The sequence below is a fragment of the Nocardioides lianchengensis genome (genome assembly GCF_900101465.1).
GTDB lineage: Bacteria > Actinomycetota > Actinomycetes > Propionibacteriales > Nocardioidaceae > Nocardioides > Nocardioides lianchengensis.
In genome coordinates, this window is record NZ_FMZM01000010.1 from 104,522 (window position 1) to 117,479 (window position 12,958).

General features: G+C 72.7%; 11 protein-coding genes. 6 read left to right on the forward strand and 5 right to left on the reverse strand.

Going from position 1 to position 12,958, the window contains the following annotated elements; translation table 11 throughout:
* The 4 genes from BLT76_RS26200 to BLT76_RS18080 all read right to left on the reverse strand — a co-directional run bounded on the left by BLT76_RS26200 (position 1) and on the right by BLT76_RS18080 (position 5,259).
* Positions 1 to 972: a ComEA family DNA-binding protein gene (locus BLT76_RS26200; protein WP_179714410.1), complete on the reverse strand. Its 972-nt coding sequence runs from the start codon at positions 970 to 972 to the stop codon at positions 1 to 3.
* A 133-nt stretch (positions 973 to 1,105) separates the two neighbouring features.
* A complete protein-coding gene (locus BLT76_RS18070) occupies positions 1,106 to 1,972 on the reverse strand; it encodes a DegV family protein (RefSeq protein ID WP_090859363.1) in 867 nt (288 codons plus the stop codon).
* Positions 1,973 to 1,996: 24 nt separating this feature from the next.
* Positions 1,997 to 4,480 carry a leucine--tRNA ligase gene (gene leuS / locus BLT76_RS18075; protein WP_090859365.1) on the reverse strand — a complete coding sequence of 828 codons (2,484 nt, stop codon included), beginning with the start codon at positions 4,478 to 4,480 and terminating at the stop codon, positions 1,997 to 1,999.
* 146 nt (positions 4,481 to 4,626) lie between these two features.
* Positions 4,627 to 5,259: a TetR/AcrR family transcriptional regulator gene (locus BLT76_RS18080; protein ID WP_090859367.1), complete on the reverse strand. Its 633-nt coding sequence runs from the start codon at positions 5,257 to 5,259 to the stop codon at positions 4,627 to 4,629.
* 125 nt (positions 5,260 to 5,384) lie between these two features.
* Between BLT76_RS18080 and BLT76_RS18085 the strand changes: the two genes are divergently transcribed.
* Genes BLT76_RS18085 through BLT76_RS18100 form a run of 4 tightly spaced genes read left to right on the forward strand, consistent with a single transcriptional unit; the run spans position 5,385 to position 9,599 of the window.
* Positions 5,385 to 6,179 (forward strand): SDR family NAD(P)-dependent oxidoreductase, encoded by a 795-nt coding sequence (locus BLT76_RS18085; RefSeq protein WP_090859369.1) that lies wholly within the window; start codon positions 5,385 to 5,387, stop codon positions 6,177 to 6,179.
* 1 nt (position 6,180) lies between these two features.
* Positions 6,181 to 7,311 (forward strand): DUF5938 domain-containing protein, encoded by a 1,131-nt coding sequence (locus BLT76_RS18090; protein ID WP_090859372.1) that lies wholly within the window; start codon positions 6,181 to 6,183, stop codon positions 7,309 to 7,311.
* 4 nt (positions 7,312 to 7,315) lie between these two features.
* On the forward strand, positions 7,316 to 8,833 hold the full coding sequence (locus BLT76_RS18095) for an AMP-binding protein (protein WP_090859374.1): 1,518 nt from the start codon (positions 7,316 to 7,318) through the stop codon (positions 8,831 to 8,833).
* Positions 8,834 to 8,837: 4 nt separating this feature from the next.
* The gene (locus BLT76_RS18100; protein WP_090859375.1) at positions 8,838 to 9,599 is read left to right on the forward strand and encodes an SDR family NAD(P)-dependent oxidoreductase; all 762 of its coding nucleotides are present in this window, start codon (positions 8,838 to 8,840) and stop codon (positions 9,597 to 9,599) included.
* A gap of 187 nt (positions 9,600 to 9,786) precedes the next feature.
* On the opposite strand, the gene BLT76_RS18105 is transcribed toward BLT76_RS18100, so the two are convergent.
* The gene (locus BLT76_RS18105; protein WP_090859377.1) at positions 9,787 to 10,734 is read right to left on the reverse strand and encodes a helix-turn-helix transcriptional regulator; all 948 of its coding nucleotides are present in this window, start codon (positions 10,732 to 10,734) and stop codon (positions 9,787 to 9,789) included.
* A 71-nt stretch (positions 10,735 to 10,805) separates the two neighbouring features.
* On the opposite strand from BLT76_RS18105, the gene BLT76_RS18110 reads away from it, so the two are divergent.
* Positions 10,806 to 12,260, forward strand: a complete 1,455-nt coding sequence (locus BLT76_RS18110) for a flavin-containing monooxygenase (protein WP_090859379.1) — start codon at positions 10,806 to 10,808, stop codon at positions 12,258 to 12,260.
* Positions 12,257 to 12,859, forward strand: a complete 603-nt coding sequence (locus BLT76_RS18115) for an acetoacetate decarboxylase family protein (RefSeq protein WP_090859381.1) — start codon at positions 12,257 to 12,259, stop codon at positions 12,857 to 12,859. Before BLT76_RS18110 ends, BLT76_RS18115 begins: the two co-directional genes overlap by 4 nt.
* Positions 12,860 to 12,958 lie beyond the last annotated feature (99 nt).

Sequence of the window (12,958 nt, forward strand, 5' to 3'; positions counted from 1 at the left end):
TCACACCGTGACGTGCGGCGTCAGCGTCGCGAGCGTCTTGTCGCCGATGCCGTCGACCTCCAGCAGCTCCTGGACCGCCGTGAAGCCGCCGTGCTCGTCGCGCCAGGCCACGATCGCCTGGGCGGTCACCGGGCCGATCTCGGGCAGCAGCTCCAGCTCCGCAGCGGTGGCGGTGTTGAGGTTGACCAGCGTCCCGGCCGCCGGGGCGGCACCGCCGGGCGCCGCGGACCCTCCGGCCCCCGCCACCGGGCCGGCCGGCTCCCCCACCACGACCTGCTCGCCGTCGACGAGCACCCGGGCCAGGTTCAGCGACGAGAGATCGACGCCGCGGCGGGCGCCGCCTGCGGCCTCGACGGCGTCCACCACCCGCGAGCCGGCGTCGAGGACCGCGATGCCGGGTCGGCGTACCTTGCCTGTCACGTCGACGGTCACGGAGCCGCCTGCCTCCGGCGCGGCCGCCGCCCCGGAGGCGGGCGCTTCGAGGGCGGCCGGGGACGCCTCCGTGCCCTCTGCGGGCGCCGCCTCGAACCGCCCCGCCACCGGGTCGGCGTCACCACGGACGACCCACCAGCAGGTGACCGCCAGCCCCAGCGCCACCAGCACCGCGACCACCGCGAGGTGGGCCGGCCCCAGCCCCACGGGTCCGCGCAGCGGCTCCGGCAGCAGCCCCGCCAGGGCCCGGCCGGGAGCGAGCCGGCGCCGGGCGGCGTGCCGTCCGGGTCGGGGCACCTCGGGTGCGAGCTCGTCGAGGTCGGGCACGTACGGCGCCGGATCCGGCACCGGACCCGGCACCGGACCCGGACCCAGGCGAGGCGCGGCGAGGCGGGTGTGGTCGCTCCACCAGTCGTCGGGACTGTCCGGAACCTCCGGCCCCTCGTCTTCGGGTCGCGCCGCCGCCAGCTCGGCGCTCAGCTGCGCGAGCCGTCGCGAGACGGCCTCCTGGTGCTCGGGGCTCGGGCGGCGGGTGCGCATGGCACCAACCTAGGAAGATCCGTGGCCGTCCGGGACCGGGTGGCGCCGACCTGTGGAGAGCGTGCGCCGGGCGGGGTCCTGTGGACGCTTCGGGGGTTTCGAGACGGGACTTCGTCCCTCCTCAACCACCGGGTCAGAGCCGGGGGGCCACGCAGACCGCGATCATGCCGGGACCGACGTGGGCGCCGAGCACCGCCCCGAGCTCACCGCACCAGATGTCGCGGTCGCCGTCGGGTCCCGCCAGGTTGGGCGCGAGCCGGCCGGCGAGCCTCTCGACCAGCTGGGCCGCCCGCTCGGCGTTGGCGAGATGGCCCACCCACACGTCCACCTGCGCCTCGCCCGCGGCCGTCACCGCGATCTCCTCGAGCCGACCGAGCGCCCGGGCCGACGTACGCACGCGCTCGAGCGAGGCGACCTTGCCGTCCTCGATCTGCAGCAGCGGCTTGACCGCGAGGGCTCCTCCGAACAGCGCCGCGGCCGCGCCGATCCGACCGCCCCGGCGCAGGTACTCGAGGGTGTCGACGTAGAACAGCGAGGTGGAGGCGGCCGCGCGGGCCCGGGCGGCCTCGGCGGCCTCGGCGGCGCTCCCGCCCCGGGCGACCACCTCGGCGGCGGCCAGCGCGGCGTACCCGGTCGCGACGCCGACCTGGCGACTGTCGACGGTGACGACCGGGACCGGCGAGTCCCGCGCAGCCAGCTGGGCCGACTCGAAGGTGCCGCTCATGTCGCCGGAGAGGTGCACGGACACGATCTCGGTCGCGCCCTCGCGGGCCGCCTCCTCGTAGACGGCCAGCATCGCCGACGGCGAGGGCCGCGACGTACTGACCGGCGTCCAGGCCCGCAGCGCCTCGGCGAGCCGCGCGGGCGTGGCCTCCGGCGACCCCTCGTCGTGGACCTCGGCCCCGATCACCACCTGGAGCGGGACGACGACGATGCCGTGCTCGGCCGCCACCTCCGGCGGGAGGCTGGCGGTCGAGTCGGTGACGACGACCACGGGCATGCGACGAAGGTTAGAGGACCGGCCTCAGACGACCACGTTGACCAGCTTGGGGGCGCGGACGACGACCTTGCGGACGGGGCGACCGTCGATCGCGGCCACGACGCCCGGGTCGGCCAGGGCCAGGGCCTCCAGGTCGGCCTCGGTGATGTCGGGAGACACCTCCAGGCGGGCCTTGACCTTGCCCTGGATCTGCACGATCGCGGTCACCGAGTCCTCGACCAGCAGCGCCGGGTCGACGACCGGCCAGTCGGCGCGGGCGACGGTGGGCCGGTGGCCCAGGCGCTCCCACATCTCCTCCGCCGTGTACGGCGCCACCAGCGACAGCACGATCGCCACCGCCTCGGCGGCCTCGCGGACCGCCGGGTCGGCGGGGCCGCAGCCGGAGTCGATGGCCTTGCGGGTCGCGTTGACCAGCTCCATGACGCGCGCGATCACCACGTTGAAGCGGTACGACTCGACCAGCACCTCGGCCTCGTGGACGGTGCGGTGGGTGAGCTGGCGCAGCGCCCGGTCACCGGTGGTGACGTCCGCGCCGGGCTCGGAGGTCACGTCGTTGGCCAGCCGCCAGGCGCGCTGCAGGAAGCGCAGCGAGCCGGCCGGCGACACGTCGGCCCAGTCGATGTTGTCCTCGGGCGGGCTCGCGAAGACCAGAGTCAGCCGGACGGCGTCGACGCCGAACTCGTCGAGCTGGTCGCCCAGGCTGATGCCGTTGCCCAGCGACTTGCTCATCTTGCGGCCGTTGTTGATGACCTTGCCCTGCGACAGGTACGCCGAGAACGGCTCGTCCCAGTCGATCAGCCCGATGTCGCGCAGCACCTTGGTGAAGAAGCGCGCGTACAGCAGGTGCAGCACGGCGTGCTCGTCGCCGCCGATGTACAGGTCGACCGGGCCCCACGCGTTGGCCAGCGCGGTGTCGAACGCCTGGGTGTCGTCGTGCGGCGACAGGTAGCGGAAGAAGTACCAGGACGAGTCGACGAAGGTGTCCATCGTGTCCGTGTCGCGCCGCGCCGGGCCGCCGCACGACGGGCAGTCGACCTCGACCCACTCGGTGGCCGCCCCCAAGGGCGACGTGCCCTTGGGCTTCAGGTCGGCGCCGCGCAGCTCGGGCAGCTCGACCGGCAGCTGGTCCTCCGGGACCGGGACCTCGCCGCACGCCTCGCAGTGGATGATCGGGATCGGGCAGCCCCAGTAGCGCTGGCGGCTCAGCAGCCAGTCGCGCAGCCGGAAGTTGACCGTGCCCTCCCCCGTGCCGGCGGCCTGCAGCTGCTCGATGGTGGTCCGGATGCCGGTCGCCTTGTCGGCGATCCCGTCCAGGGCGCCGGAGTTGACGTAGGTGCCGTCCCCCGTGGTGGCGACGTACGACGACGCCGGGTCCTCCTCGCCGGTGTCGACGACCATCCGCACGGGCAGGTCGAACTTCCGGGCGAAGTCCAGGTCGCGCTGGTCGTGCGCGGGCACCGCCATGATCGCGCCGGTGCCGTAGTCGGCCAGCACGTAGTCGGCGGCCCACACGGGGATCCGCTCGCCGTTGACCGGGTTCGTGGCGTGCACGCCCAGGAAGACGCCGGTCTTGGGGCGATCGGTGGCCAGCCGGTCGATGTCGGAGGCCTTGCGGATCTCCTCGACGTACGCCTCGTACGCCGGGCGCTGCTCGTCGGTGACGACCTCGGCGGCCAGCCCGGCGTCGGCCGCGACGACCATGAACGTCGCGCCGTGCAGCGTGTCCGGGCGGGTCGTGTAGACGGTGACCGGTTCGTCGCGGCCATCCAGGACGAAGTCGACGTGGGCGCCCTCGGAACGGCCGATCCAGTTGCGCTGGGCGTTGACGACCTTGCCGATCCAGGTGTCCTGCAGCGCGTCCAGACCGTCGTACAGCTCCTGGGCGTAGTCGGTGGTCTTGAAGTACCACTGGGTCAGCTCGCGCTTGGTGACCTCGGCGCCGCAGCGCTCGCAGGTGCCGTCGGCCAGCACCTGCTCGTTGGCCAGCACGGTCTGGTCCTGCGGGCACCAGTTGACCGGGGAGTTCTTGCGGTAGGCCAGGCCCCGCTCGCGGATCTTCAGGAACAGCCACTGGGTCCAGCGGTAGTACTCCGGGTCGGAGGTGTGCAGCCGGCGCGACCAGTCGAAGCTGGTGGCGTAGCGCTGCATGGAGTGCAGCTGGGTCTCGATGTTGGCGTAGGTGTAGGTCGCCGGGTGCTCGTCGTTGCGGATCGCGGCGTTCTCGGCCGGCAGCCCGAACGAGTCCCAGCCCATCGGGTTGAGCACCTCGAAGCCGCGGAACCACCAGTAGCGCGCGATGACGTCGTGGATCGCGAACACCTCGGCGTGACCCATGTGCAGGTCACCCGAGGGGTAGGGGAACATCGTCAGCGCGTACTTCTTCTCGCGCGGCGAGTCGTCGTCGGCGCGGAACGGCTGCAGCTGGTCCCAGACCGGCAGCCACTTGTCCTGCACGGCCTGCACGTCGTACGTCTCGGCGCCGGTCTCGGTGGTCTGCTGCTCGCTCATCTCGTTCTCTCTCGCGCTCTCTCGTCTGGCTGCTCCGGGCACAAAAAAACCCCTCGGACACGAGGGGCGGCCGCGTCGGGTGGTGCTCGTCGACGCGGCTAGGTAAGGAGCAGGGTCCTGCGCATGCCGACCACTCTACCGGAGGGTCAGGACGCGGCGGAGTCGACGACCCGGGCCCCGAGCAGCAGCGGCATCAGGGCGCGCACCTGACCGGTGATCCGGTCGAGAGCAGCGGCCTCGCCACCCGCCAGCGCGAGCAGTGCCTGCTGGAAGACCCCGTCGAGGACGCCGTACGCCGTGTCGCTGGTCGCCACGACCTCGCGCCCGGCGAGCTCCGCGTAGCGGGTCACGACGCGCCAGATCATCTCCTCCAGGGTCCGGTCGATCATCGTGACCGCCTCACGGAGCTGCTCCTCGAACATGCTCTGGGCGCGGAGGTCGTACCAGAGGCGGTGCATCGGGGCCTCCTCGTGCAGCGTCTCGACCAGCTTGGCCGCGAACGCGTCGAGCAGCCCGTCGGCGGTCGTCGACTCGGAGACGACCGCGTCGTAGCGGGTCACGCAGCGGGCCTTGTAGTAGCGCACGCAGTAGACGATCAGCTCGATCTTGTCGCGGAAGTAGTAGTGCACGACGCCATGGCTGAACTCGGAGTTGGTGGCGATCTCGCGCAGGCTCGCCCGCGCGTAGCCGAGCTCGCCGAGCGTCTTCAGCGCCGACTCGGCGAGCTGGTTGCGGCGGGCGTCGACCTTGTCGGCGGCCCGGGTGGTGAGCGCGGTCATCGGTCGCATCCTAGGACTTCCTGATTTTCTTGACAATTGTCCAGAGAAATCTTGACAGTCGTCAAGATCCTCGTAGGTTGTGAGCGGCACCACATCCACCGTTTTCCGCTGACGAAGGAGTCACGATGACCGTTCTCGACCTGACCGGCCGCAAGGCACTGGTGACGGGAGGCGCCCAGGGCCTGGGCGAGGGCATGTCCCGGGCGCTGGCCGCGGCCGGCGCGCACGTGGTCGTCGCCGACCTGCAGGACGACCTCGGCGCCCAGGTCGCGGAGTCCCTGGGCGAGGGCCACGGCTTCGTGCACCTCGACGTGACCGACGACGCCAGCTGGGAGTCGGCGGTCGCCGAGGCCACGGCGCTGCTCGGCGGGCTCGACATCGTCGTGAACAACGCCGGCATCGAGATCACCAGCCTGATCGTCGACCTCGACCCCGACCAGGTGCGCAAGCAGCTCGACGTCAACCTGCTCGGCACCTCGCTCGGCATCAAGCACGCCTTCCGCACCATGCGACCCGGCGGCGCCGCGGGCCAGGGCGGCGCGGTCATCAACGTCGCCTCGGTCGCCGCGACCATCGCGTTCCCCGGCATCGCCGTCTACTCCGCCACCAAGTCCGGCGTCGACCGGCTGACCCGGGTGGCGGCCATGGAGTCGGGCAAGCTCGGCTACGGCGTACGCGTCAACTGCATCTACCCCGGCCTGGTGCCCACCGCCATGGGGGCCGGCCTGGCCAACGACGTCGCCGGGCTCGGCCTCTTCAGCTCCCCCGAGGAGGCCGTCGGCGCCGTCATCGAGCTGACTCCGTCGGGCCGCCTCGGCGAGGTCGCCGACATGGCCGACGCCGTGGTCTTCCTGGCCTCCGACGCTGCGCGCTTCGTCAACGGGGCCGGCCTGCCCGTCGACGGCGGAATGGGGATGTGAGATGAGCACCGACAAGCAGGTCGTCGTCTACGGCGCCTCCGGCTACACCGGCCGGCTCATCTGCGAGTACCTCCGCGAGTACGGCGTCCCCTTCGTCGCGGCCGGCCGCGACGAGGACCGGCTCCAGGCGTCCATGGACAAGCACGTCCCCGGCATCGAGACCGCGTCGTACGACGTCGTGCAGGTCATCCACGACGTGGACTCGCTGACCGAGCTGTTCAGCGGCGCGTCCGTCGTCCTGAACACGGTCGGCCCGTTCAGCAAGTGGGGACCGGAGGTCGTCGAGGCGTGCCTCGCCGCGGGCGCGCACTACACCGACACCACGGGCGAGCAGGACTGGCTGATCACCTGCGACGAGCAGTACGGCGCCGACTTCGCCGCCGCCGGACTGCTGCTCTCCCCCGGCCTGGCGCAGATGTACACGACCGGGGAGATCGCCGCCGAGATCGCCCTGGAGACCCCCGGGCTCGACACCCTCGACATCGCGGTGTTCTGGGGCGGCAGCCCGACGATCGCCTCGACCCAGACGATCCTGTTCAACGCGGCCCTGTCCGGGGCGCACTACCTGGAGCAGAACGCCTACGTGCCGTTCGACCCGGAGGGCGGGCACACCGAGCTGGTGCTGCCCGGGCAGCACGAGGTGGCACTCGCCCTGCCGTGGGGTGGCACGTCCCACCCGGTCTGGTACCGCCGGGACCCGCGGGTCGCCAACGTCAAGGCGCTGGGCGGGGTGTTCAACAAGCAGCTGATGCTGGCCGTCCCGCAGATCGTGGCCGGGGCCGTCGAGGCGACCAAGGACATGAACCCCGACGACAAGTACGCCGCGCTGGTGGCCACCGCCTCGCAGGTGATGAGCGAGATGCCGCCGCGCGAGAACCCGCGGCTGAACAAGTCGCTGGACTCGGTGCACGCGTCCGGCCCGCTCGGGCGTGCGCACTGCGTGATCCACGGCAACCAGAACTACAAGCAGACCGGGCTGATGCAGGCGTACGCGGCGTACTCCCTGCTCCAGCAGCCGCCCCGACGGGTCGGCTTCGCGTCGGGCTGCCAGGCCTTCGGCCACCGCGAGCTGCTCGGCGTGCTGCGCTCGTTCGGGCTCGTGCAGGCCCCCGTCCTGACCGTCGAGGGCTGACGTCGTGCGGCTCGTCGACTACCTCGACAAGGGCTGGTCGATCGGGCCGGACGCGCCCTGCCTCACGACCGACGGCACCACCAGCTCGTACGCCGAGGTGCGGGAGCTGAGCTTCCGCATCTCGGCGGGCCTGGTCGGCCAGGGCGTCCGGCCCGGCGACGCGGTCGCGATCCTGTCGGCCAACGACCCGCTGGCCTTCACCACGGTCCTCGGGATCAGCCGGGCCGGCGCGGTCTGGTGCCCGATCAACCCCCGCAACGAGGCGTCCGAGAACCGTGACCTGCTCGCCCTCTTCGGCTGCGGGGCGCTGGTCTTCCAGGCGTCGTTCGCTCCCCTGGTCGACCAGATCCGCGGCGAGCTGCCCGAGCTGACGACCCTGGTCTGCCTGGACGGCGACGTGGAGTGGGCGCTGGACTGGGAGTCGTTCCTGGACGCCGAGCACCGGGAGGTCACCCCGGTCGACGACGTCGCCATGATCGTCGGCACCGGCGGCACCACGGGCACCCCGAAGGGCGTGCTGCTCACTGGCACCAACCTCGAGACGATGACCGCGATCACGCTCATGAGCTACCCGTGGGAGGGCCGGCCGGTCTACCTCGCGCTGGCCCCCCTGACCCACGCCGCCGGCGTCCTGTGCTTCCCGGTCCTCGCGAAGGGCGGCGAGATCGTCGTGATGCGGCAGCCGGACGTCGGGGACTTCCTCGAGCACCTCGAGCGCCACCGCGTCACCCACACGTTCCTTCCGCCGACGCTCATCTACATGGTGCTGGCCCACGAGGCGCTGGAGCGCACGGACCTCACCTCGCTCCAGTGCTTCTGGTACGGCGCCGCACCGATGTCGGCCGCCCGCCTCGAGGAGGCCCTGATGAGGATCGGCCCGGTGATGGCGCAGCTGTTCGGCCAGACCGAGGCGCCGATGATGATCTCGACGATGGCCCCCCGCGACCACTTCCGCGCCGACGGCACGGTCGCCCGCGAACGGCTGTCATCAGCGGGGCGTCCGGCTCCGCTGGTGACGGTCTCCATCATGGGCGAGGAGGGTCGCCTGCTGCCGCCGGGCGAGCGCGGCGAGATCGTCGTGCGCAGCTCGCTGGTGATGGCCGGCTACCTCCGCGATCCCGAGGCCACCGCCGAGGCGTCGGCGTACGGCTGGCACCACACCGGCGACATCGGCTACCTCGACGAGGACCAGTACCTGTTCATCGTCGACCGGGCCAAGGACATGGTCATCACCGGCGGCTTCAACGTCTACTCCTCCGAGGTCGAGCAGGCGGTGATGCAGCACCCGGCGGTGCAGGACTGTGCGGTGGTCGGCCTGCCCGACGAGAAGTGGGGCGAGCGGCTCACGGTGGTGGTCCAACTGCGCCCCGGCCAGGACCTCGACCCGGCCGACCTGACCGCGTCGGTCAAGCAGCGGCTCGGCAGCGTGAAGACCCCGAAGCAGGTCGAGGTGTGGGACGACCTGCCCCGCTCCAAGGTCGGCAAGGTGCTGAAGTCGGAGATCAGGAGCGCCCTACAGTGACCGCATGACCGTTCCCGACATGTTCCGACTCGACGGCAAGGTCGTCGTGGTCACCGGTGCCTCCAGCGGCCTGGGGGTCGCCTTCGCCCAGGGCTTCGCCGAGGCGGGCGCCGACGTCGTGCTCGGCGCCCGCCGGGTCGACCGGCTCGCCGACACCGCCGCCCTGGTCGAGGCGACCGGCCGGAAGGCCCTGGCGGTGGAGACCGACGTCGCCGACCCGGAGGCCTGCACGAACATCGTCGCCCTGGCCGTCGAGGAGTTCGGCCACGTCGACGTGCTGGTCAACAACGCCGGCGTCGGCACGGCGGTCCCCGCCACCCGCGAGACGCCCGAGCAGTTCCGCGGCGTCATCGACGTCAACCTCAACGGGTGCTACTGGATGGCTCAGGCCTGCGGCCGGGTGATGCAGCCGGGCTCCAGCATCATCAACATCTCCTCGGTCCTGGGCCTGACGACCGCCGGCCTGCCGCAGGCGGCGTACGCCGCGTCCAAGGCGGGCCTGATCGGTCTGACCCGGGACCTGGCCCAGCAGTGGACCGGACGCAAGGGCATCCGGGTCAACGCGATCGCGCCCGGCTTCTTCACCTCCGAGATGACCGACCAGTACCCGCCCGGCTACCTGGAGTCGCAGAACCAGCGCAACCCCAGCGGCCGCAAGGGCGACCCGCGCGAGCTGGCGGCGACCGCGGTCTTCCTCGCCTCGGAGGCCGGCGGCTACATCACCGGCCAGACCCTCGCCGTCGACGGCGGCATGACCATCGCATAGGTCCTCGGGACCGAGGAGGTCATCCTCGTCCACCACACCCACTGCGGGATCGGACGATCGACCACCGCGTCGACCGCTATCCGGACGCCCCGAAGCTGTAACGCGATGTTCGCCGCACTAGGTACGCGCTGCAGCGCGTACCTAGTGCGGCGAACATCGCGTTACAGCTCGGCGGCCGCGGCCCGGGTCAGCCGCGATAGGCACCCGGCGTCGTCCCCGTCCACCGCCGGAAGGCGTGGGTGAACGCGGCGGCATCGGCGTACCCCAACCGGGCCGCGACGTCGGCGACCGGGATGGTCGCGCGGCCACCGAGCAGCGAGCGGGCCAGCGCCGAGCGGACCTCGTCGAGCAGCGCCTGGTAGCTCGTCCCCTCGGCACTGAGCCGCCGCCTCAGGCTGCGCTCGGTGAGCCCCAGCTCGGCGGCGACGGCGCCCATCGGCGCCCCGTCCGGCAGCTGCTGGGTGATCAGGACCCGTACGTCGCCGACCACCCCGGCCCGCTCGCGGCGAGGGGCCACGACGTCGCGGCACAGCGCCTCGGCCACCTCGGCGGAGCCGCGCGTCGGCAGCGGGCGGTCCAGCTCGCGGACGGCCAGCGAGATCCGGGCGACGTCCTCGCCCGGCACCAGCCGGGCCCCCACCCCGCCCGGCACCAGCCCCGCCAGCACCACGTCGATCGCGGTCGCGTCGCGTGCGACCAGGAACGACCGCACGTCGCGCGGCAGCCGCGTGCCGTCGACGGTGATCTCGACGCGGTCGCCGACGACGTCCGCGCGCGGGATCGCGAAGGTGTAGCTGAGGTCGATGAACCGCAGGGCCAGGTCCATGGCGTCCAGGACGGTGCGGCTCGCCAGCAGGCCGAAGCCGAAGACGCCGAAGCTGGCCGGGCGGTACGTCGCCCCCACGTCCGCGCCCGCCCCGGGGAAGTGCCGCTGCAGGGTGCGCACGACCCGCAGCTCCTGGGCCGCGGTCACCTCGCGGTCGGGGACGTCGAGGTCGGCCAGGCCCAGCCCGGTCCCGGCCAGCAGGGCCGCGGGCTCGGCGCCGCGCGCCGCGGCGTACCGGACGAGGTGGGCGATGCCGGCGACGGCCCGCGGGAACTCCCAGTCCTCGGCGGCCGGCGGCGGGAGACGCATGTCCGGAATTATCAACCATGAGGTCAACACCCCCTCCCCCCGACCCCGCGCGGATTCGTAGCGTCCTCGTCATGGGACAGCCGCGCGTGGTCGTGATCGGGGCCGGCTTCGGCGGCCTCGGCGTCGCGCACGCGCTGCGCGAGCAGGGGCTGAGCGACGTGACCGTGCTCGAGCGGGCCGACGGGGTCGGCGGGGTGTGGCGCGAGAACACCTACCCGGGCGCCGCGTGCGACGTGCCGTCGCCGCTCTACTCCTGGTCGTGGGCGGTCAAGCCCGACTGGAGCCGGCGCTACGGCACCCAGCCGGAGATCCTCGACTACCTGCGCTCGGCCGCCGCGGACGACGGACTGCTCGACCTGGTCCGCACCGGCGTCGAGGTCACCGCCGCGACGTACGACGAGAGCACCCGGCGCTGGCGCGTCGACACCGCCGGCGGGACGTCGTACGACGCCGACCTGGTCGTCGCCGCGCTCGGTCAGCTGTCCCAGCCCGTGGTGCCGCGGATCCCGGGCCGGTTCGACGGCCCGGCCTTCCACTCCGCCCAGTGGCGCCACGACGTCGACCTGACCGGGAAGCGGGTCGCCGTCATCGGCACCGGCGCGAGCGCGATCCAGCTGGTGCCCGGCATCGTCGACCGGGTGGCCGCGATGACGGTCTTCCAGCGGTCCGCGCCGTACGTCGTCCCGAAGCCGGACCAGGCCTACCACCCCCGCCACCACCGGCTGTTCCGCCGCTTCCCGGCCCTGGTGCGGGCCGAGCGGCGCGCGTGGTTCTGGCTGACCGAGCGGTTCAACGCGGCCCTGTCCGGCGACTCCCTGATCAGCCGCCCACTGCTCGCGACCCTCCGGCTGGCCTGGCGCGGGCACCTGCGCCGCCAGGTCTCCGACCCCGCGCTGCGGCGACGGCTGGTCCCCGACTACGCGCTGGGCTGCAAGCGGCTGCTCTTCTCCAACGACTGGTACCGCGCGCTCGACCGCCGACACGTCGACGTCGTCACCGAGGAGGTCACCGGCCTCGAGCCGACCGGCGTCCGCACCGCCGACGGCCGGCTGCACGAGGTCGACGCCGTCGTGTGGGGCACCGGCTTCGCCGCGACCCGGTTCCTGGACCCGCTGACGGTCACCGGCGTCGCCGGGCGCGATCTGCACGAGGCCTGGTCCGACGGCGCCCGCGCCCACCTCGGGCTGAGCGTGCCCGGCTTCCCCAACCTGTTCTGCATCTACGGCCCCAACACCAACCTCGGCGGCAGCTCGATCATCAACATGCTCGAGGCCCAGGCCGGCTACGTCGCCCAGGTCGCGCGCCGGATCGCCGACGGCGGGGCGCAGGTGGTCGGCGTCCGCGCGTCGTCGTACGACGCCTACGACCGCGAGATGCAGGAGCGGCTGGCCCACAGCGCGTTCGCGGGCTGCGACAGCTGGTACGTCGACGGCCGCCGGATCACCACCAACTGGCCGGGCCTGGTCGCGGAGTACCGCGCCCGGCTCGCCGCCGTCGACTGGGACGACCTCGAGGAGGTCTCGTGACCGCCCCCTATCCCCCCGAGCCCTGGGACCTGACCGGCGTCGGCCACGTGACCCTGTGGCGGGTGCCGGTGGACGCACTGCCCCCGCTGCCGTTCTCGGCCACGCCGCTCGCGGTGCGCGGCACGGCCCTGGCCGCCACCGCGTTCGTGTCGTACGACGACCGCGGGCTGATGGCCTACGACGAGCTGCTCGCCGGCGTGGTCGTCCGCACCGGGTGGAAGGTCGGCATCTCGATCACCGACATCTGGGTCGACAGCGAGACCTCGATGCTCGGCGGGCGTGCCCTGTGGGGCATCCCCAAGGACCTCGCGACCTTCGGGCCGCTCTTCGCGGAGACGGCCACCGGGCCGATCGCCTCCGCCTCGTTCTCCCCGCGGCGGGGACGGGTCCCCGTCCCGCCCCTGCTGCGGGGTACCACCGTCCAGACACGCGCGGGACGCACCCTCGTCAGCCCGATCCGCGCCGGCGGCCGGGTCCGCTCCGCGCAGGCCACGTGGTCACTGGACGCCGATGGCCCGCTCGCCTGGGTGCGAGCGGGCCGTCCGGTCACCTCGGTCGTGGCCGAGGACTTCTCCATGCGCTTCGGTGCCGCTGGTTGAGGTGCCCCGAAGCGACGAAGGAGCGGAGGGGCCTCGAACCCCGAGCCGGTCCCGAAGCAGGCTCGGGTAGGCGCCGGCTGACGACTCACCAGGCTTCGA

Coding starts and splice junctions, on each gene's coding strand:
- BLT76_RS26200 (WP_179714410.1), bottom strand. CDS start 972: ATGCGCACCCGCCGCCCGAGCCCCGAGCACCAGGAGGCCGTCTCGCGA.
- BLT76_RS18070 (WP_090859363.1), bottom strand. CDS start 1,972: ATGCCCGTGGTCGTCGTCACCGACTCGACCGCCAGCCTCCCGCCGGAG.
- BLT76_RS18105 (WP_090859377.1), bottom strand. CDS start 10,734: ATGCGTCTCCCGCCGCCGGCCGCCGAGGACTGGGAGTTCCCGCGGGCC.
- BLT76_RS18080 (WP_090859367.1), bottom strand. CDS start 5,259: ATGACCGCGCTCACCACCCGGGCCGCCGACAAGGTCGACGCCCGCCGC.
- BLT76_RS18090 (WP_090859372.1), top strand. CDS start 6,181: ATGAGCACCGACAAGCAGGTCGTCGTCTACGGCGCCTCCGGCTACACC.
- BLT76_RS18100 (WP_090859375.1), top strand. CDS start 8,838: ATGACCGTTCCCGACATGTTCCGACTCGACGGCAAGGTCGTCGTGGTC.
- BLT76_RS18110 (WP_090859379.1), top strand. CDS start 10,806: ATGGGACAGCCGCGCGTGGTCGTGATCGGGGCCGGCTTCGGCGGCCTC.
- BLT76_RS18085 (WP_090859369.1), top strand. CDS start 5,385: ATGACCGTTCTCGACCTGACCGGCCGCAAGGCACTGGTGACGGGAGGC.
- leuS (WP_090859365.1), bottom strand. CDS start 4,480: ATGAGCGAGCAGCAGACCACCGAGACCGGCGCCGAGACGTACGACGTG.